Origin of the sequence: Bacillus sp. FDAARGOS_235 (assembly GCF_002073415.2) — a bacterium.
GTDB lineage: Bacteria > Bacillota > Bacilli > Bacillales > Bacillaceae_G > Bacillus_A > Bacillus_A toyonensis.
On sequence record NZ_CP020437.2, the window covers coordinates 4,898,847 to 4,919,415 of the forward strand.

At 35.0% G+C, this 20,569-nt stretch carries 20 protein-coding genes; 15 read left to right on the forward strand and 5 right to left on the reverse strand.

The features are described 5' to 3' along the window. Positions 1 to 94: 94 nt before the first annotated feature. Complete coding sequence (locus A6J74_RS27615) at positions 95 to 1,141, forward strand: agmatine deiminase family protein (protein WP_001244197.1); 1,047 nt, start codon at positions 95 to 97, stop codon at positions 1,139 to 1,141. Positions 1,142 to 1,191: 50 nt separating this feature from the next. Here the strand turns inward: A6J74_RS27615 and pepF are convergent, their stop codons facing one another. Both pepF and A6J74_RS27625 read right to left on the reverse strand, forming a co-directional pair. Then, the gene (gene pepF / locus A6J74_RS27620; protein WP_000137585.1) at positions 1,192 to 2,979 is read right to left on the reverse strand and encodes an oligoendopeptidase F; all 1,788 of its coding nucleotides are present in this window, start codon (positions 2,977 to 2,979) and stop codon (positions 1,192 to 1,194) included. A gap of 118 nt (positions 2,980 to 3,097) precedes the next feature. Further along, complete coding sequence (locus A6J74_RS27625; protein WP_000129201.1) at positions 3,098 to 3,889, reverse strand: arylamine N-acetyltransferase family protein; 792 nt, start codon at positions 3,887 to 3,889, stop codon at positions 3,098 to 3,100. Between the two features lie 217 nt (positions 3,890 to 4,106). Here A6J74_RS27625 and amyS point away from each other — a divergent pair, with 217 nt between their 5' ends. The 4 genes from amyS (at position 4,107) to A6J74_RS27645 (ending at position 9,482) form a co-directional block, all read left to right on the forward strand. Then, positions 4,107 to 5,648, forward strand: coding sequence for an alpha-amylase (gene amyS, locus A6J74_RS27630; RefSeq protein ID WP_000919644.1), 1,542 nt, complete (start codon positions 4,107 to 4,109; stop codon positions 5,646 to 5,648). Between the two features lie 530 nt (positions 5,649 to 6,178). Beyond that, the gene (locus A6J74_RS27635) at positions 6,179 to 8,080 is read left to right on the forward strand and encodes an endonuclease MutS2 (RefSeq protein ID WP_001095216.1); all 1,902 of its coding nucleotides are present in this window, start codon (positions 6,179 to 6,181) and stop codon (positions 8,078 to 8,080) included. A 6-nt stretch (positions 8,081 to 8,086) separates the two neighbouring features. Continuing rightward, entirely contained in the window at positions 8,087 to 8,611 is a 525-nt protein-coding gene (locus A6J74_RS27640) for a GNAT family N-acetyltransferase (protein WP_000256477.1), read from the forward strand. 160 nt (positions 8,612 to 8,771) lie between these two features. Further along, positions 8,772 to 9,482, forward strand: a complete 711-nt coding sequence (locus A6J74_RS27645) for a histidine phosphatase family protein (RefSeq protein WP_001042060.1) — start codon at positions 8,772 to 8,774, stop codon at positions 9,480 to 9,482. A 66-nt stretch (positions 9,483 to 9,548) separates the two neighbouring features. Here A6J74_RS27645 and A6J74_RS27650 read toward each other — a convergent pair whose 3' ends face one another. Beyond that, positions 9,549 to 10,514: a quinone oxidoreductase family protein gene (locus A6J74_RS27650; RefSeq protein WP_000645240.1), complete on the reverse strand. Its 966-nt coding sequence runs from the start codon at positions 10,512 to 10,514 to the stop codon at positions 9,549 to 9,551. Between the two features lie 123 nt (positions 10,515 to 10,637). On the opposite strand from A6J74_RS27650, the gene A6J74_RS27655 reads away from it, so the two are divergent. The 3 genes from A6J74_RS27655 to A6J74_RS27665 all read left to right on the forward strand — a co-directional run bounded on the left by A6J74_RS27655 (position 10,638) and on the right by A6J74_RS27665 (position 12,837). Next, complete coding sequence (locus A6J74_RS27655; protein ID WP_000403868.1) at positions 10,638 to 11,531, forward strand: LysR family transcriptional regulator; 894 nt, start codon at positions 10,638 to 10,640, stop codon at positions 11,529 to 11,531. A gap of 299 nt (positions 11,532 to 11,830) precedes the next feature. Further along, complete coding sequence (locus A6J74_RS27660; RefSeq protein ID WP_000473732.1) at positions 11,831 to 12,343, forward strand: YjfA family protein; 513 nt, start codon at positions 11,831 to 11,833, stop codon at positions 12,341 to 12,343. Between the two features lie 17 nt (positions 12,344 to 12,360). Next, entirely contained in the window at positions 12,361 to 12,837 is a 477-nt protein-coding gene (locus A6J74_RS27665; protein WP_000771157.1) for a DUF2690 domain-containing protein, read from the forward strand. 113 nt (positions 12,838 to 12,950) lie between these two features. Here A6J74_RS27665 and A6J74_RS27670 read toward each other — a convergent pair whose 3' ends face one another. Continuing rightward, positions 12,951 to 13,439: a DinB family protein gene (locus A6J74_RS27670; RefSeq protein WP_000902402.1), complete on the reverse strand. Its 489-nt coding sequence runs from the start codon at positions 13,437 to 13,439 to the stop codon at positions 12,951 to 12,953. Positions 13,440 to 13,631: 192 nt separating this feature from the next. Here A6J74_RS27670 and A6J74_RS27675 point away from each other — a divergent pair, with 192 nt between their 5' ends. Both A6J74_RS27675 and A6J74_RS27680 read left to right on the forward strand, forming a co-directional pair. Next, positions 13,632 to 14,087 (forward strand): DinB family protein, encoded by a 456-nt coding sequence (locus A6J74_RS27675; protein ID WP_001081119.1) that lies wholly within the window; start codon positions 13,632 to 13,634, stop codon positions 14,085 to 14,087. A gap of 192 nt (positions 14,088 to 14,279) precedes the next feature. Next, the gene (locus tag A6J74_RS27680; protein ID WP_002048703.1) at positions 14,280 to 15,317 is read left to right on the forward strand and encodes a DUF4003 domain-containing protein; all 1,038 of its coding nucleotides are present in this window, start codon (positions 14,280 to 14,282) and stop codon (positions 15,315 to 15,317) included. A 128-nt stretch (positions 15,318 to 15,445) separates the two neighbouring features. Here the strand turns inward: A6J74_RS27680 and A6J74_RS27685 are convergent, their stop codons facing one another. After that, positions 15,446 to 16,210, reverse strand: a complete 765-nt coding sequence (locus tag A6J74_RS27685) for a DUF817 domain-containing protein (RefSeq protein ID WP_000499378.1) — start codon at positions 16,208 to 16,210, stop codon at positions 15,446 to 15,448. A 275-nt stretch (positions 16,211 to 16,485) separates the two neighbouring features. Here A6J74_RS27685 and A6J74_RS27690 point away from each other — a divergent pair, with 275 nt between their 5' ends. The 5 genes from A6J74_RS27690 to A6J74_RS27710 all read left to right on the forward strand — a co-directional run bounded on the left by A6J74_RS27690 (position 16,486) and on the right by A6J74_RS27710 (position 20,561). Next, positions 16,486 to 17,520 (forward strand): FecCD family ABC transporter permease, encoded by a 1,035-nt coding sequence (locus A6J74_RS27690; RefSeq protein WP_000902729.1) that lies wholly within the window; start codon positions 16,486 to 16,488, stop codon positions 17,518 to 17,520. Next, positions 17,521 to 18,537 (forward strand): FecCD family ABC transporter permease, encoded by a 1,017-nt coding sequence (locus A6J74_RS27695; RefSeq protein WP_000653816.1) that lies wholly within the window; start codon positions 17,521 to 17,523, stop codon positions 18,535 to 18,537. A gap of 21 nt (positions 18,538 to 18,558) precedes the next feature. Next, positions 18,559 to 19,458 carry an iron-hydroxamate ABC transporter substrate-binding protein gene (locus tag A6J74_RS27700; protein WP_000728190.1) on the forward strand — a complete coding sequence of 300 codons (900 nt, stop codon included), beginning with the start codon at positions 18,559 to 18,561 and terminating at the stop codon, positions 19,456 to 19,458. 224 nt (positions 19,459 to 19,682) lie between these two features. Next, on the forward strand, positions 19,683 to 20,234 hold the full coding sequence (locus A6J74_RS27705) for a GNAT family N-acetyltransferase (protein WP_000178483.1): 552 nt from the start codon (positions 19,683 to 19,685) through the stop codon (positions 20,232 to 20,234). Positions 20,235 to 20,333: 99 nt separating this feature from the next. Then, positions 20,334 to 20,561, forward strand: a complete 228-nt coding sequence (locus A6J74_RS27710; RefSeq protein ID WP_001047296.1) for a coiled-coil domain-containing protein — start codon at positions 20,334 to 20,336, stop codon at positions 20,559 to 20,561. Positions 20,562 to 20,569 lie beyond the last annotated feature (8 nt).

The window sequence follows — 20,569 nt, forward strand, 5'->3', positions numbered from 1 at the left end:
GAAGTAGTTACAAGCAAATGAATATATTGTTGTTGACCTTAACACGATGTCAAAGTATGGACTGGACTTACATTTAGAGAAGGGGTGAACATGTATGAGAAATATAGAAAATAGTTTGTTTTATATGCCTGCAGAATGGGAGAAACATGAGGGGACATGGCTCCAATGGCCTCATGATAAAACGCATAGAGGTGAAGGTTACAGAGCTAAGTTAGATGATATTTGGGTAACGATGGCGAAGGAGCTTCATTACGGAGAGAATGTGCATATTGTTGTATATGATGAAGAAGAAAAAACACATGTCCAATCGAAGCTAATTGAAGAGAACGTAAATATGGATAAAATTGATTTTTTAGTTCAAGAAACTGATGATATATGGATAAGAGATAATGGACCGATATTTGTAAAAGATAAGGAAGAAAATCTCTGCTTAACGCACTGGATTTTTAATGGTTGGGGGGATAAATATCCGTATGAAAATGATGCTGTTATTCCGGACGAAATAAGTGAAATGTATAGTATCCCAAAAGTTGCAGCAAGTGTTTGTCTAGAAGGTGGAGGAATAGAGATAAATGGAAACGGGACCTTAATGGCGGCAAAAACTTCTATTATAAATGAAAATCGAAATCCTACACTAAGTCAGGAAGAGATTGAAATGGAGTTAACGAAGTATTTAGGGGTAACGAATTTTATATGGATAACTGGTATTCGTGGTGAAGATAATTATGATGAAGATACGGATTATCATATTGATGGGGCAGCACGTTTTGTAAATGAAAATACGATTCTTTATGAATATGATCCTTTCAGGGAAGGAGAGGCGTACCTTTTGGATGCGCAAGAAAAGCATTATCAAGAATTGCGACAAGCGAGAAATATAGATGGAAGTCCATTTCAACTCATCCCAGTACCAGTAACAAGAAAAGTGGTAAAAGAGGCAGACTGTAAAGGTTCGTATTTGAATTTCTATATTGGAAATGAAGTTGTATTGGTTCCTATATACGGTGATGAACATGATAAGTTAGGACTGCAAATCATTGAAGGGCAGTTTCCAGGAAGAAGAATCGTTGGTATTCATGTAAATGCACTGTATGCGTATGGTGGTATGATTCATTGTGTGACGCAGCAACATGTAGAATAAAGTGATTCGAATGAAAAAAGCATGCAGAGTATATACTCTGCATGCTTTTTTTATAATGCTGAAAACTCTTCAACAAGTTGAGTAAAGCGATTTAATGCACTTTCAATCGGTTCTGGCGTAGTTAAATCAACACCAGCTTTTTTCAGTAGGTTTAATGGATAGTCAGAACTTCCGCCTTTAAGGAATTCGATATAGTTTTTTTGTGCATTTGGATCACCGCTTAATAATTTATCGGCAATTTGAATGGCAGAGGCGAATCCAGTTGCGTATTTGTACACGTAAAATGGACGATAGAAATGAGGGATTCTAGACCATCCATATTTTACTTCTTCATCAAATACAAGTGAATCACCGTTATATTCTCTAAATAGCTTTTCATAAATTTCGCTAAAGACTTGGGCGTTTAATGGTTTACCTTGTTCGGCCATTTCATGTGTGATTTTTTCAAATTCTGCAAACATGATTTGTGTAAAGAAAGTACCTTTAAAGCTATCGATAAAGTAGTTAATTAAATGATTACGTACGTTCGTTTCTTTCGCTTCTTTTAATAAGTAGTGAATTAATAACACTTCATTTACTGTAGAGGCGACTTCTGCAACAAAAATGGAATAGTGTGCAGAAATTCTTGGTTGGTATCCGTGTGAATAATGCGTATGCATACCGTGACCACACTCATGAGTAAGTGTGAAAAGGCTATTTAGATCATCGTGATGATTTAAAAGAATGAATGGGTGAACGCCATATACCCCAAAGTTATAAGCACCCGAACGTTTTCCAGGTGTTTCTCTCACATCTATATATCGTTTATCTTTAAAACCTTTTAATGTTTCAATATACTCTTCTCCTAAAGGAGCAAGTGATGCAATCATAGTATCAAACGCTTCGTCATATGGAATGTCTTGTTTTACACCTTGTACTAAATCGACGCTTAAGTCGTATTGTCTTAGTTCGTCTACATTTAATTTTTCTTTACGAATTTCATTGTATGTATGTAATGTTTGAATGTTTTTTTTCGTTGTATCAATTAGGTTTTCATATACCTCTTTCGGAACCATATCGCCAAATAATGATTTCTCTAAAGCTGATGGATATTTTCTTAGCTTTGAAACAGTAACATTATTTTTAATAGCAGAAGATAATGTAGAAGCGATTGAGTTCTTTAACTGAACATACGGTTTGTAATATGCCTTATAAGCTTCTTTACGTTTCTCACGATTCTCATCTTCTATTAACTTCGAATACATTCCACGTGTTAAGTTCACTTTCTTTCCATCATCATTCGTCACTTCACCAAATGATATATCTGCATTATTTAGCATACCAAATGTATGTTGCGGAGAGGAAAGTGCTTCACCCATTTGGGATAAAATTTCTTCTTGATCCGTATTCAATACGTGTTTTTTATAACGGTATAATTCAAATAAGTCTTCTTTATAGTATAGTAACCCTTCCGTTTCTTCTATGTAAGAGTGTAAAGTGTTTTCTTCTACGCTAAGTAAGAATGGGGAGAAGAATGATTTCGCTGCGCTTACCTTTACATGTAATTGTGATACTTTATCGACAAGGGATTGGGCGTCAGTATCGCGTGTATCAAGATCAGATTGTAATCGCGCATAAGCGAACATTAAAGATAATATGCTAGATATTTCTTCACTCTTTGTTAAATAAGCTAATAAACGATTGCCATCGTGAATATCTCCATTAAATTCTTTTAGTTCAATTGTTAACATTTCTATTTTTTTATAATCATTTTCCCAATCATCAATCGTATCGTAAATATCTGTTAACTTCCATTTTTCATTATCGGGTACTTGTAATCGATCTTTAAGTTCTGTCATAATCATTTCCTTTCTAAACGTGTAGTCATATTCCTATATAACTATGAAATACAACAAATTGCAAAAAATCCCTGCTGAAAATTGAAAAGCCTTGCTGTAAATAGCAAGGCTTAAACAGTTATAGTGTAATTCCGAACTTCGAATGTAAAAGGTTTGTATATTGCTCGTCTGTAACTTCTTCTTTAGATTTTGTACCGTCCTTTGTTATTGTAAGACGATCTTTTGTTAAAGAAACGTGTCCGTCATGTGTAAGTTTTACAATAAGAGGTACTTTGTTAAATGGTGAGCCCTCATGTTCAACGATGATTTTTTGTGCTGTATTCGCTTTCGTTTCATCCACTTCTTCTATATAAAATGCATAGCCTAATGTCCAATCATCAGCAGAAGATTGATCTAGAAACTCATTGTTTTTACGCATTTCTAAAATGTAATTTCCTTTTTCAGTTGTTTCTTTGCGAATACGATAATCTCCTGTTACTGAGTGAACGACTTCACCTGAGAAAGGAACAGGTGCAAGAGGTAAGTATGATCCGAACCCCACTTCAATTAAATAAAGTTCATGATGATGTTTTAAAACAGTTGCGATATGTCCGGAATCGACAGCCCATATAGAGTTCGCAGCATTGTAAACTGTTCCTGAAACTAAATAAACATCCAATCCAAAGTCTTTAAGAAAGTAATACATAGTAGGATTTAGTTCATAACAAAGACCGCCACGGTTGTTTACTAAAATTTTTTCTTTTAAATTCTCTTTTGATATTTCTTTAAAGTTATTTTCGAGAACATTTAAATTTTCAAATGGAACAGTTTGCGCCATTCCATACATAAGTTGAGATAAATCTTCAAATGATATGGTTTCTTTTTCTTCTATATGTAAACGTGCGAAAAATTGTTTTTGAAAGTCTGTCATAGAAATCCCTCCGTCATACTTTTATAGATAAATTGTATACAATTTTGAATACGATGTGAATTTTAAACTATGTGGGGGTACTTGTGGAATAGTTAAATTCATATTTTGAAAAATAATGTGAGAGATTAAAAGATTGTTACTTTACTAACTGTAGAACGAATATTATAATAATTTTAATGAGTTATGCAAACGTTTTCTTAAAGGGGATGGTGTAAATATGTTGAAAAGGATTACGGTAGTCTGTTTATTATTTATTTTGCTTTTTCCTAATATATATGGGAGGAATAAGGCGGAAGCAGCAACGATAAATAATGGAACATTAATGCAGTATTTTGAGTGGTACGCTCCGAATGATGGGAATCATTGGAATCGTTTGCGTTATGATGCTGAAAGTTTAGCTCATAAGGGAATCACATCTGTATGGATACCACCTGCATATAAAGGGACTTCGCAAAATGATGTAGGGTATGGGGCCTATGATTTATACGATTTAGGGGAGTTCAATCAAAAAGGAACGGTGCGGACGAAATATGGGACAAAGGCACAGTTGAAATCTGCAATTGACGCTTTACATAAGCAAAACATCGACGTATACGGTGATGTAGTTATGAATCATAAAGGTGGGGCTGATTATACTGAAACCGTAACAGCTGTTGAGGTAGACCGTAACAATCGAAATATTGAAGTATCAGGTGATTATGAAATTAGTGCGTGGACGGGTTTTAACTTTCCAGGGCGCAGAGATGCTTATTCTAATTTCAAATGGAAATGGTATCATTTTGACGGAACGGATTGGGATGAAGGAAGGAAATTAAACCGAATTTATAAATTTAGGGGTATAGGTAAAGCGTGGGACTGGGAAGTGTCTAGCGAAAATGGAAATTATGATTATTTGATGTATGCAGATCTTGATTTTGATCATCCAGATGTTGCGAATGAAATGAAAAGTTGGGGAACGTGGTATGCGAATGAATTAAATTTAGATGGATTTCGTTTAGATGCTGTTAAACATATTGATCATGAATATTTACGCGATTGGGTAAATCATGTCAGACAGCAAACGGGGAAAGAAATGTTTACGGTGGCTGAATATTGGCAAAATGATATCCAGACTTTAAACAATTATTTGGCGAAAGTCAATTATAATCAATCTGTATTTGATGCACCGCTTCATTACAATTTTCATTATGCTTCAACAGGAAATGGGAATTATGATATGAGAAATATTTTAAATGGAACAGTAATGAAAAATCATCCTGCACTCGCAGTTACTCTCGTTGAGAATCATGATTCTCAACCTGGGCAATCATTGGAATCTGTAGTAAGTCCGTGGTTTAAGCCGCTGGCATATGCATTTATTTTAACTCGTGCAGAGGGCTATCCTTCAGTTTTTTATGGTGATTACTATGGGACAAGCGGAAATAGTAGTTATGAAATTCCAGCGTTAAAAGATAAAATTGATCCAATTTTGACGGCACGAAAAAACTTTGCATATGGTACGCAGCGTGATTATTTAGACCATCCAGATGTGATTGGCTGGACAAGAGAAGGAGATAGTGTACATGCTAAGTCTGGTTTAGCGGCATTAATCTCCGATGGACCAGGAGGATCAAAGTGGATGGATGTTGGAAAGAATAACGCTGGGGAAGTATGGTACGATATTACGGGTAATCAAACAAATACTGTAACAATTAATAAAGATGGATCGGGGCAATTCCATGTAAGTGGAGGCTCTGTTTCTATATATGTTCAACAGTAAATTGGTGATGAAAAAGAAGAGGTAGACTGAAATATAAGTTTCCTCTTCTTTTTACATTCTGTATAGTTATAAAAGTATGACACCTTTACTTCTTGCAAAACATATAGTATGATGATTTCAATAAATTAGATTTCAATGACCATAAAATATAAATTAATGAGAGGTGCTTTTTGTGAGTGCGGTAGGTATTAAATAGGAAAAATTTAATGAAATAAATCGGATAAGACCAGGGGATTTTTATGTATATCATACCCCTAATTTTGTCATGCGTTTATTTCGAAACCTATGAAGATACCTACAATACTTTATAAAGCGTGTAATGAGAGGATTTCCATTCGTTTTTTATGGTTTATTTCCTCATATGTTATTACACATGCCTTGTAAATGTAAAAGCTGCGGTATCCCCGCAGCTTTTTTGTATACGTTTTAAATGTATAAAAATGGTAATTGAATAATGTAAAACTCATTGGGATCTAATGAGTAGGTATCTTCATTTATGATAAACATCAATCATAGTGAGGAGAAACAAAATGAATACGATGACTTTTGAAAAGTTACAATATAACGAATTAAAGGAAATAGTGAAATCTTATTGTGTAAGTGGATTAGGTAAGGAATTATTAAATAAATTAGAGCCGAGTACAAGTATAAAAGTAGTGAGAAATCGTTTAAATGAAACGACAGAAGCAAGGACTATATTAGATGCAGAAGGACATGTGCCTTTTTTCGGAATTTCAAATATCGCGAGTACAATTCAAAAATTAGAAAAAGGGATGATTTTAGATCCAGAGGAATTAGTAAGTGTTTCAGACTTTTTACGTGGATGTAGAAAGATTAAAAAGTTTATGTTAGATAAAGAATTTTTTGCACCAGTATTAGCTTCCTATGCAAATTCAATGACTGAATATAAAAGCATTGAAGAGGAAATTAACTTTTCAATTAAAGGAAATAGTATTGATGCAGCTGCAAGTAAAGAGTTAAAACGAATTCGAAATAATATCGATTCTGTAGATGGAAAAATAAAAGAGCGTTTAACGAAGTTTTTAAATAGTAGTGCAAATAAGAAATTTATTCAGGAATTCTTTATTAGTAAAAAGGATGACCGTTATACGATTCCAATTAAATCTTCCTATAAAAATCAAGTTGCTGGGAGTATTGTTGAAGCTTCTGCAAAAGGTTCTACTGTATTTATAGAACCACATACGGTTACAAAGCTAAATGTGGAACTAGCAAGTTTGAAAGCAGAAGAAGCAATGGAAGAGTATCAAATATTAGCGACACTATCAGGAATGGTAGTAGAAAATATTTATAGTATAAAAATTAATATGGAACTGATAAGTCAATATGACATGGTATTTGCGAAAGCGAAGTTTAGTAAATCAATCGATGGAATAGAACCGAAGCTAAACGATCACGGAAACATTCATTTAATGAATTGTAAGCATCCGCTTTTAACGGGGCAAGTTGTACCGTTAAACTTTGAAATTGGTCAAGAGTACCGTAGTTTAATTATTACAGGACCAAATGCAGGCGGCAAAACAATTGTGTTAAAAACAATCGGACTATTAACATTAGCGACAATGTCAGGCTTTCATATTGCGGGAGATAAAGAAACGGAAATTGCTATTTTCGAAAATGTATTTGTAGACATTGGTGATAATCAAAGTATCGAAAATGCACTAAGCACTTTTTCATCTCATATGAAAAATCTGTCTGAAATTATGAGGATGTCAAATAATAATACGTTACTACTATTTGACGAAATAGGGAGCGGTACAGAACCGAATGAAGGTGCGGCGCTTGCGATATCTATTTTAGAAGAATTTTACCTTGCGGGATGTATTACAATTGCGAGTACGCATTACGGTGAAATTAAACGCTTTTCAGAAATGCATGGTGATTTTATGAACGCAGCAATGCAATTTAATAGTGAAACACTAGAGCCACTTTATAAATTAGTTATCGGTAAATCAGGTGAAAGTAATGCGCTTTGGATTGCGAATAAAATGAACGTAAAAGAACATGTACTGCAAAGAGCGAAAGAGTATATGGGAAATAAAGAATACGCTATAGAAAAAGTGAATGAAAGTAAAATTAGAAAACCGAAATTTGTGCAAGCGAAAAGAGAATCTCATTATGAGTACAAAGTCGGCGACCGTGTGAATTTATTGGATTATGATGATTTTGGTATCCTTTATAAGGAAAAAGATAATTTCTATAACGTCGTTGTATATTATAACGGTGAATTCGTTGAAGTGAATGTAAAACGCATTACTTTAGAGGTAGCAGCGAAAGAATTATATCCAGAAGGGTACGATTTAAGTACACTATTTGTTGATTATAAAGAAAGAAAAATGCAACATGATATAGAGCGTGGATCGAAAAAAGCACTTCGTAAAATCCAAAAAGAAATAAGAAAGAATAGAGGATAATATAGAATGGTAACGATTAGACAAGAACAAAAAAATGATTATAGAAAGACAGAAGAAGTTGTAAAAGAGGCATTTTTAAATGAAGAATTTAGTGATAAAAAAGAGCATGAACTTGTAAAACGTATTAGAGAATGTGACGCATTTATTCCGGAGTTATCCATCGTTGCAGTAGATAAGGAAATAGTCGGTCACATTATGTTATCGAAAATTACAATAGAACAAGGTGGGACTACTGTAGATTCATTAGCACTTGCACCAGTGTCAATAGCACCAAGCCATCAGAAGAAAGGAATTGGTGGAAAACTTATCACGGCTGCTTTAGAAAAAGCGAAAGAATTAGGATACGGGTCAGTTGTAGTATTAGGGCATCCAGAGTACTATCCGAAATTCGGTTTTGAACGCGCAAGTCAGTGGAATATAAAAGCGCCATTTGAAGTGCCAGATGAAGTGTTTATGGTGATGGAGCTAAGAGAGAACACTCTTCAAGGTGTAGAAGGAATTGTACAATATTCGAGTGCTTTTGCTGAGTAGAAGTATTGGCTAAGAAATGTAATCATAAAAGATGCTATCTTTTTGTAGAGATATACAGAAAGATAGATTTTTTTATTCAGCAGATCTACTGACGTATATTTTGCTCAATGAATAATTGAGGTGGTAAAATTGATATAGAAACGTAAAGGGAGAGAATAGAATGAATAAGCGAGAAACAAATAGCAATGAGAATGTAGTTACGTTATATGTTACAAGACATGGTAAAACAATATTAAATACGAACCATCGCGCGCAAGGTTGGGCAGACTCTCCGTTAGTAGAAAAAGGTGTGGAAGTTGCCTCAAATTTAGGAACAGGATTAAAAGATGTTCATTTTACGAATGTGTATAGTAGCGATAGCGGCCGAGCGATTGAAACTGCTAATTTAGTATTAAAATATAGTGAGCAATCAAAATTGAAACTTGAGAAAAGAAAAAATTTGCGAGAATTAAATTTTGGTATTTTTGAAGGTGAAAAACTTGAAAATATGTGGGATGCGGTTGGAAAAGCTGCGGGTGTTGCAGCACCAGAAGAACTTATGAAGCTTTCTATTCAAGAAGTAATTAATCTTATTAGAGCAGCAGACCCTACGAAACAAGCGGAAGATTGGGAATTATTTTCTACTCGTATAAAAACAGAGATTGATAAAATTAGTGAAGAAGCTGCTGCAAATGGAGACGGTACCGTTTTAGTTGTCGTTCATGGGCTTTTGATTACTGCCTTAATAGAAATGATAGATAGTAGTAAAACAAAACTTGGAGTGGAAAATGCTAGTGTGACGAAGATTGTATATCAAGGTGGAACATACACAGTCGAGTCGGTTGGAGATATGAGGTATGTTGCAAAAGGGAAAGAAAGTGTGGAAATATAATTAAATCTCAAATAGAGATAAGAAAAGGAGGCTAGAAAATCTAGCTTCCTTTTTAAATATGAACGATTATGGTATCAATAAAATCTTCCCTGTGCTTTTACGGCTCTCTAATAATTCATGGGCGCGGGCACCGTTTTGTAAAGAGAATGTAGTAGGACTCGCAATGTTTAATTTTCCAGTAGTGATCCAATCAAATAATTGAGTAGAGCGCTGCTTACGTTCTTCAAAAGTAGTAAGCACGTTCCAAAGGTCTCCGCCAGTTAAAGTTTTTGAAGTATCCATAAGCATACGCGGATCAACAGGCACGGGATTACCACCAGCCATTCCGTAGAATACAACGGTACCACCAACTTTAGTAACTTTAAAACTTTCCTCTAATGTAGAACCTACTGATTCATATACAACATTTACTCCGGCATCATTAGTCACTTCAAGTACTTTCGTATGCCATTCTTCAGTATATAAAAATACGCGATCAGCACCAGCTAACGTGGCTACTTTTGCTTTTTCTTTTGATGATGTGAGGCCGATTACTTTTCCGCCCAGTAGTTTAATTATTTGTATAAGAAGTTGACCAACACCACCAGCCGAAGCATGTACTAAAGCAACATCACCTTGTTTTATTTGATAGCTATCTTTCGTTAAATAATGTGCTGTTAAGCCCTGCAATAAGACAGAAGCGGCTGTTTCAAACGGGATAGAATCTGGAAGTGGAATTGCTTTCTCTGATGGAACGGCAACTAATTCTGCATTTGCAAATGGGACGTCAGCAAATGCAATACGGTCTCCAGGATTGATAGTAGTAACGTCAGCTCCTACTTGTTCAACAATACCAGCCCCTTCATAACCTAATATATATGGCGGGTTACCAGCGAGATGATAATCACCGCGGCGTCTATAAATATCAGCAAAGTTTAAACCGATTGCTTTCGTGCGGACAAGAATTTCATTTGAATTTATGATTGGATCATGTATTTCTTTATATTGTAGTACATCCGGATTTCCGAACTGTTCGAAACAAAGTGCTTTCATATGGAATACCTCCATTTATATTGTTTGTCGATGCTCTTTATCATACAATATAAACATCGATAGGCAAAGAGGATTATTTCGATGGAATCAATCGAAAATATCGATTGAAAAGAGGGATGATAAATGGAGATAAAACAATTAATTACATTTAAAATAGCCGCGGAAACTTTGAACTTTACACAAACTGCGAAGAAATTAAACTTTGCCCAATCGAGTGTTACAGCACAAATTAAAACGTTAGAGGCTGAGCTCGGTACACCACTATTTGAGAGGTTAGGGAAACGTCTTTTCTTAACTGAAGCAGGAAGAAAGTTTCAACTATATGCGGACAAGATAATCGCACTTAGTAACGAAGCGAAGACGGCTGTGAAAGATGATGAGGAAATAGCAGGTACGTTAATAATTGGTGCACAAGAAAGTCAATGTACATATAGGCTTCCGTCTATATTAAAGAGGTTTAAAATACAATTCCCCAAAATAAAGCTTATATTTAAACCAGCGCATTCCAATAAAGATGCGAAGGAACAATTGATGGAGGGGAAAGTCGATCTTGCATTTATTTTGGACGAATGTAAAACAGAAGATGCTTTGCATGTGAATCCACTTATGAAAGAAGAATTAAAAGTAGTAGCGGCTCCAGGGCATTGTTTACTCGAACAGGCTTCCGTTTCTATAAAAGATTTAGAGAGTGAAACACTTTTGTTAACTGAACTAGGGTGCTCATATCGGACTTTATTTGAAGAGTTATTTCGTGCGGAAGACGTATATCCAGCAAATAAGATTGAGTTTGTTAGTGTCGAGGCAATTAAACAATGTGTCATTGCGGATTTAGGTATAGCAGTTTTGCCAGCAATAGTAGTAGAAAAAGATATACGGGAAGGGACGTTAAAGGAGTTAGTGTTAAAAGAAACAATAGCTCCGATTTATACACAAATTGCTTGGCATAAAGATAAATGGATGACAGTGCCACTGCGACAATTTATTGATGTAACGAGGGAGTTTTTTGTAACGGATTAAGTGGAGAAATATTTATTTTATATAAAAGAAAAAATGGCAATTTTGTATAAAGAACCGATGCTTGAATATAACAAGTATCGGTTCTTTTATGTTTTAAATATAGAATGCTATAAAATGTGTATTTCTCAATTTTTTTCTTAAAAGGATAAGTAAAATTTTTCGTATATTCCAATAATCATAAGGGAATTTACAACGTTTATTCGTTTCTGTAAGATGCCTCTAGGAAGCGTGAAAGGAGGACTTACATAGCAGTATAGCTTGTCTTTAGTATACGTACTTATTGTGAGGAGGAATTTAAAATGTTTAAAAAGTTAATGAAAGTATGCGTGTTAAGTGCGGCAAGTATAGGTGTATTATTTAGTTTTCAAGGAAGTACATTTGCAGCTACTGATTTAAGTAGTTATTATGACGGGAAAAATCCAGCAACAACGAAAGTATACGGGGGAAGTACAACGTGTGATGCAGATGGATTTAATGCAAAATCTACAGCTGTATATGAAGGTAGTAAAAAAGTAGGGACAGTGTATTTACGTTACAGTAATAAATGTCATGCAGCATGGGCTAAGTTTGTTTTAGATCAACCAGCACCAGCTGTTTCGGGAGGAGTGTACGCGTACGCTGTTGTGAATAAATACAAAAATGGTGTATTCCAAAAATCAGTTACTTCTAATCAGGGGAACGGCACAATAAAAACAGGTCAAACGAGCACTTATACAGGAATGGTATTTGATTTAACTGCTGATTTCGGATACACAGCAGATGCTGAAGCAGTTACGTTTAATAACGGTTACGGAAAAACAGCACGTTATTAAGAAAGGAGTGAAATTATATGAAACTTTTAAAAAAGACGAGTGCATGTTTATTGCTATCTTTACTCATTGTAACTAGTATGTTTAGCACGACTAATAGCGATAAAGTATACGCAGAAGATCATTCATATGATGGGAAAAGTCCTTACTATAACAGCTGTGATCAATCCGCAGTAACGAAAGAAAAGAAGTGGATTGATTCAAATTCTTATGTAGAATTAAAATTTAGCACGACGTGTAAAACAGCATGGGCAAAAGTTACTGTAACCCGCCCGGCAGTTTATAATAACGAAGCTGATGCAAGGATTGTTAGAAAAACAGATGGAAAGGCCTACACTTGCGGAAGTGCTGGAGGAAATGGTGTTGTAAATAAAGGGCAAACATCATGCTATACGCCAATGGTATATGATTTAGATCCAAGAAAGGCGCAAGCGCAGGGGAAACATGCAATACCAAATAGTGATGCATATAATTATGCTGAGACTATTTGGTATTGATGAGGATATAGAGATTGTAAGATAGAATATTTTAAGAGCATGTTTTGATTGGATTTCAAAACATGCTCGATTTGTATTCATTCTAATTTTTTTGGTAATCATGAACCATTGAATTAACTAAGGTCTGTATCAGGAGGAGTATATCCAAGGTGACGAGCCATTGATACAATTTGTCCTTTATGATGAAACTCATGAGTCTCCGTATGAGTTAAAAGCCATAGCGGTGTTGTGCTCCAAGGTTCTTTTTGCCATTTCACTTCATTTGCTATGTTTTCAAGCCAACGATCATTGTATTCATCTAAAAAACGTTGTACAGTCTCATCTACTAATTTAAATCTAGCACGGACTTTTTCCACATCTGCATGCTCAATTTCGTAATCGCTAGCAAATAAAAAATCTGCTCTTTTTTGCTTGAATGCGAATGATCCAAGCCAGTATCGATAGCAATCGGCTACATGAATATGAGTCTTTATAATGCTACCGCTTCCGAAATTAGGAACTGTGCTATGTAATTTTTCTACTGGGATTTCTTCCAAAAACGAAAATAGAGTTTCTCTTGTAGAGCTAATAAGATTATATTGTTGTTTTAAAATATGCAACATGCAAGTACACTCCTCTTTTATTTACATAGTAAGTAATTCTATATTTACGAGGAGTGAACCTTTTTATTATTTTTAATAAGCATATTAGATGTATTTCTTATTTGTTTCTGATAGATTAAACAAGGTGAAACATTAATAAGTTGAACATTCTTAGTTCATAATAAATTGTACATCAAGAAGGAGAACGATAAAATGAATAGACTAGTGGGTTTAAAACAATTTGAAATAACGCGCGGGGCGTTACTTAAATTTATGGAAACGTTAGATGATAAAACTGCGGATACGCAGCCAGAGGGTTTTAACAATACAATTCGTTGGCATATCGGTCACGTGTTAACAGCAGCAGAAGTTTTCATGTTTGGAAAAGAATTCAAACAATTACCAACTGAATATCCAGGTATGTTTGGGTATGGATCACGACCATCTAAATGGAAAACAGAAGGACCATCGTTAGAAGTGTTAACGGCTCAATTAAAAGAACAAGCAAAACGTATTAACGAAATTCCAGCAGAAGCATTTGAAAATAAACTGCCAGAGCCATTCCTAGGATTGGAAACAGTAGGGGAGCTTTACGGTATGATGCTTTATCATGAAGCTGATCATATTGGGCAAATGAAAGCGATGGAACGTATTATTAAAGCTCTTTAGTCTTAATTGCATATAACAAGCAATACAGGTGTAATGTTAAATAATATATACAAAAAAGGTAGATAAATTATTATCTACCTTTTTTGTATAACTTCTTGAAGGATTAGGGATTATCATCGTGATGCTGATGAAGAAGGATAAGAGAATTTTATAATTTTTATGGTGTGATTATTAATTATAGTATTCCTAAATATGGAATATACGTATAATGATAGAGAAGAACTAGAAATAGGGGTGAATACTATGATTACATTAGAGCAAAAGTTGGAGCAATATAAACATACATATGTACAGTTAAAGGGAGAACTAAAATGGAAAACGAGTGATTCTCGAACAGCAATGATGATTGCTGCTATGTATGCAGGTAGTGATAAGTTGTTTGATCTCGGACGTTTTTTAGAAATTAGTAGTTATATTAAGAATCAGGTAGGGATGTTTTCATACTTAAAGTCTTATCATCGTTTTGTAGTGGCCGCAACATTAGATATTCACTTTACAGATTATAAGAAAGCTTTTCAGAAGTTTTTAGATTTATATGAACAATTGGTCGCTGGTGGCTTTAGCCGGAGTATATTTACTTATCTCGCAGCAGCTGTGCTTTTAACAGAAGAAAATGAACAGCATGGCACACATATTCAGCGTTCGATGCAAGTATATAAACGCATGAAAAAGGATCACCTCTTTCTTACAAGTACAAATGATTATCCGCTCGCAGTTTTATTAGCAGGACAATCAGAGCATGTAGAAACACTTATGGACCGAGTGGAACGTCTTTATCAGAAACTAGCGACAGCTGGTTTGCGTAAAGGGAATGATCTTCAATTTTTGAGTCATATTCTTTCACTAAAGAAGGATGTCAGGGAAGAACTATTAGTTGCAAAATGTACAAATATATGGAATTTGTTAAAGCAAGAAAAGGTAAAAGTAAAACAGATGCATTACCCAGCTATCGGGCTACTAGCGTTACTCGAGGACGGAGAAAAAGAGATTCATTCTATTCGAGCATTTATTGAAAAATTGCAGGGGGATAAATTGTTCCGTTGGCATACAGATACAACTATTCTTATTGCTATTCAACTGTTCGTAAGTCAGAAAGGTGAGGAAAGTAAAGCTACTAACACAGGTTTACAAACAATGATAGAAGTCCTCATACAAGCACAACAGGCAGCCATGATGGCAACGATTGCCGCTTCATCTGTAGCAACATCTTCTGCTAGTAGCAGTTCATAATGTGTAATTGCTTATACTCTTGTAAATTATAACTTCCTTGATAAGGACGGTTTAAAAAATATTACTAAAAACAGTTAGCTCATCACTCTCTAATGAGTGATGGGCTAACTGTTTTTACATAATCAGCATTATCTTTTTGATTCCTTCAAATGTTTGAGCTGCGTGACAATCATAATGCTAATAACAACGAGTAAAAACCATGAACTAATTTTGCTTAAGTGAACGAGACTCCATGCTTCCCGTTGATTTGGATATTGCCATGCTCCGAAAAATGTTGCGATGTTCTCTGCAATCCAAATGAAAAATCCGATAAGGAAAAAGGAGAGAACGAGTGGCATTTTATATGTAACGCCTTGTAATGAAAATTGTACAAATGTGCGAGAGAAAACAATGAATAGTAGTAAAGTTAATATCCATCTAAAATCGTATGTAAAGTGGTGTGTGAAAAAATTGAAGTAAATCATAGCTCCTAACGGCACGGCAAAAATAGCTTTCGGCCAATGATGCATTTTTAAATGCAACCTTCTCCACGCTTGACATATGTAACTCGCGACACTCGCATACATAAAACCGCTGTAAAGCGGAACTCCAAAAACCTTCGAATATGCCTCTTCGGGATAACTCCATGAACCGAAATGTACTTTATATATTTCTAGTAAAAGGCCGATGAGGTGGAAGATGGTAATTACTTTTAGTTCGTCTTTTGTTTCAAGACCAGTCTTGTACATAATCCACTGCATAAGAAGGCATACGATGAGTATGAAATCATAGCGATATAACCCTGGGATAGAAATGATTTTTGAAAGGGCTAGTGTTAAAAAAATAGTGACTGGGAATAAACAAGATAATGCTTGTTCGTAAGTGAAATGTAGTAATTGTTTTATATAGAACATTGGGTCTCCTTTGATAAGTTTGTTAGAAAACTCGAAATAATGACTAAGTATACTACGATTTTAAAAATAAGCTAGTAGTCTATTTTGCATGTATTTGTAAGTTTTAGAAGGGAATTGTAATAAGTATTTTAATATTTTAACAAAGTAAAAAATAGTTTGCTATTTAAAAAAAGTGGGGATATAATATCTAAATGAAAATGATAATTATTATCAATATTAATTATAAATAAAAAATAATTATAAAAAACAACTGAATATAAAGGATGAAATGAAACATGTTACATAAGTCTACTGTACATGCTGGTAATAACCGCTGGATACATATTAAGTTCATATGTTTCATGAGCTTAACAATTTTATGTTTAATTGGATCTATATTTTTAGCCATTTCATTTGGTGCAAAGGATATTCATTTACAAACGGTGTGGGTAGCGGTTTTGGATTACAATCCGAAACTAACACAGCACCAAATTATTTATGAATTAAGGCTCCCGAGAGTAATTGGTGCAGCAGTTGTAGGGGCAGCTTTTGCGGTTGCTGGTGCTGTTATGCAAGGTGTAACACGAAATCCTTTAGCTGATGCAGGTGTACTCGGAATAAATGCAGGTGCGATGTTTGTAGTAGCACTTAGTTTTGCTTTTTTCCCACATATGCCGTATTCCTATTTAATGATTGTTTCCTTTATTGGAGCTGTCTTAAGTACAGTACTTATTTTTGTTATTGGATCAGCAACATCAGGCGGGTTAACACCAATGAGGTTAACGATTGCTGGAGCGGTTATGGCAGCGCTTTTACATTCATTAAGTTCAGGTGTTGCGATTTATTATGATTTAAGCCAAGATTTAGCGTTTTGGTATGCTGGTGGTGTTGCAGGGGTTAAGTGGGAACACTTGAAATTTTTAGTCCCTATTATTCTTATAACGATTATTTTTGCGATAGTGTTAGGAAGATCTATTTCACTCATATCAATGGGAGATGATGTTGCTACAAATTTAGGAGTGAAAACGAACCGAACGAGAATACTAGGGATGATTATAGTAGTTATTCTGGCAGGTGTTTCTGTTTCAGCTGTTGGTTCTATTGGATTTGTAGGACTAGTTATCCCGCACATTGCTAGAAAATTAGTTGGTGTTAATTATAGACTCATTATTCCTATGTCAGCATTATTAGGAGCTATGTTATTAGTTGTAGCTGATTTAGGGGCAAGAACAGTAAATCCTCCTAAGGAACTTGCGATAGGGATTATGGTAGCTCTTGTTGGAGTTCCGTTCTTCCTCTATATAGCACGTAAAGTTGGGAGGGAATTATAAGTGAAGGATCTTTTTAACACGGATAAAAAGAGAGCTATTACTGTAACTACAATCTTCGGATGTATAAGTATCGCTGTAATTTTAATTAGTTTAAATACAGGGACACTGAGTATAGCGCCACTTAGAGTAATTGAAACACTTTTGGGTTATGGTGATTTTGAGAGTGCAACCGTGCTATATGATTATCGTATGCCAAGAATAATAATCACGATGTTAGCCGGTATTGGTCTTGGTATTTCCGGTGCGATTTTGCAAGGGTTATCCCGTAATGCACTTGCAGATCCTGGTATTTTAGGGTTGCATTCAGGTGCATCTTTCGGTCTTATCGTATTTGTTACTCTCTTTCATTCTATTAATGAGAGTGCATCCATTTTAATACCGTTATTTACATTTGGCGGAGGAGTATTAGCTGCATTTCTTATTATTTTACTTGCGAGTGATCGGTCAAAAGGTTTACTTCCCATTAGACTTATTCTCATTGGTATTGCAGTTTCAGCTGGCTTTAGTGCAATTTCGCTATTTTTCTCTCTCAAGTTAAATGATGAGACGTATACATTCGCTTCTAGATGGCTAGTTGGTAACGTGTGGGGAAGGGATTGGATTCATGTCCTGGCATTATTACCTTGGATTTTCATACTAACCCCTTATGCGTGGCTAAAATCTAAAACGTTAAATGCATTGTCACTAGGTGATAGTGTAGCAGCAGGACTTGGTGTTTCTGTGCAAAAAGAACGGTTATTACTTTTAGCTACAGCGGTTGGATTATCTTGCGCAAGTGTATCGATGGCAGGGGGGATTGGCTTTATCGGCTTAGTTGCTCCGCATATCGCAAGAAAGTTAGTAGGTACTACCTATCAACACTTCCTTCCGTTAGCTGGCATAATCGGAATGATTATTTTAGTGCTCGCAGATACGATAGGACGCTCTATATTTGAGCCGAATTCTATTCCGGCTGGTGTAGTAGTAGCGGCTTTAGGAGCACCGTATTTTCTTTATTTACTTACAAAAACAAAATAACTACTTCAAAGAGGAGAACATATGAAAAAGAAACTTACTATTTTATTTAGCATCATGTGTATTTTAGTACTAGCAGCATGTGGTCAAACGAAAGCTAATGAAGAGGCAACGAAAAAAAGTAATGAGCCAAAAATCGCCTCTATGTCTATTCACTTAACGAATAATTTACTTGCATTAGGAATTACACCAGTAGGTTCTGTAATTGGTGGAGATTTAAAAGATTTCTTACCACACGCAAAAGAGCAGTTGAAAGATACGAAGAAACTTGGGGTTGTAACAGATCCGAATATGGAAGCATTACTACAATTAAAGCCATCTGAAATTTATGTGGATGAAAAATATGCTGGCAAAGATTTAGCGAAATACGAAAAAATTGCAAAAACACATACTTTTAATTTAGATGAAGGTACGTGGAGAGATCATTTAAAAGAAGTAGGTAAACTTGTAAACCGTGAGAAAGAAGCAGATAAATATATTCAAGACTATGAAGAACAATCAAAACGAGTGAAAAATTTAATAGATAAAGAGCTGGGTAATAACGAAAAAGTAATGGCAATTCGCGTTACTGCAAAAGAATTACGTGTATTTAGTACGAAAAGACCGATGGGACCAATTTTATTCGAAGACTTAGGATTACAACCTGCAAATGGTGTAGAGAAAATTGATGGAAACCGTCCTTTCGAAGTGATTTCACAAGAAGTATTACCTGACTTTGATGCAGATGCTATTTTCGTTGTTGTAAATAGAGACGATAAGGCAAAAGCTGCATTTAAACAACTTCAAGAAACACCAATTTGGAAAGACTTAAAAGCTGTTAAAGGTAAGCACGTATATACTATTAATGACCAACCATGGCTTGACTATTCTGCTTTAGGAAACAAAATGGCGATGGATGAAGCGGAGGAAATGTTTACGAAATAATACAGTTTTGCTATTAGGGAAGACCCTCTAAATTTGGAGGGTCTTTTTGTAATTCTTATTGTTAGAATAAATGAAAAATTATACAATGAAGTTAATTTAGTATAGAGGAGATGTGCCAATGTCAGCGCTTATTGTAAGTATCCCGTTTATAAAGCTGTTTATGGAACAAGGGGATAAATAGGCTAAAATAAGTATCCCCGTTACTTAAAAAGGGGGAGTTTGAAATGACAATGAATCTTTTTCAAAATAAAACGATCAAATTATCAGCTAGTAGAGAAAAAGATGTTGAAGTAATGGCTATGTGGCAAGAAGATAGTGAGTATTTAAGAAATGTAGATACAGATGTAGCATTCCCGCAATCTTTAAATGAAATAGCAAGTGATGGGCTATTAACAGGACGGAGATCGAATAGTGTTTCTTTCATGGTAAGGACAGTTCAAGAAGATCGCTTAATTGGTTTTGTGGCGATTCATGGTATAGAGTGGAATAACAGAACAGGTGTATTAGCTATTGGTATAGGAGATGCGAATGATAGAGGAAAAGGATATGGGAAAGAAACAATACATCTTATTCTAAAGTATGCTTTCTATGAATTGAATTTACACCGCATCGGTCTCGATGTTATTTCGTATAATAAACCTGCCATTGCATTGTATAAAAAGATAGGTTTTCAAATGGAAGGCTGTATGAGAGAAGCGGTTCAAAGAGATGGAAAGTATTTTGATCGTATCATTATGGGGATATTGCGGGATGAATGGATAGAGCTGCAAGGTTAGAAAGTACATTCGAAATTATATATGTAGTATGCAGGAGATATAATTGTAATTGGCGAAAATTTACAGTGTACTGATTGAATTTATAAGGAGTCATGCAAAATGAATTTGGAAAAGGCAAAACCAGTAAATGAAGAGGTCGCCGAATTAAAAGAACTTATTAAAGAGTTACACGGAAGTGTGCACCAACTTGAAAGTGAGGTGCAGCAACTAAGGCACGAAAGACCAGTTGTTGAAGTGAGAAAAGGTGTTCAACTATCACCGACAATTGTCGGGCAAATTGGTGGTATGATTTTAGGTGGATTAGCAATTATCGGTATATTTTGGTGATGAAAAAA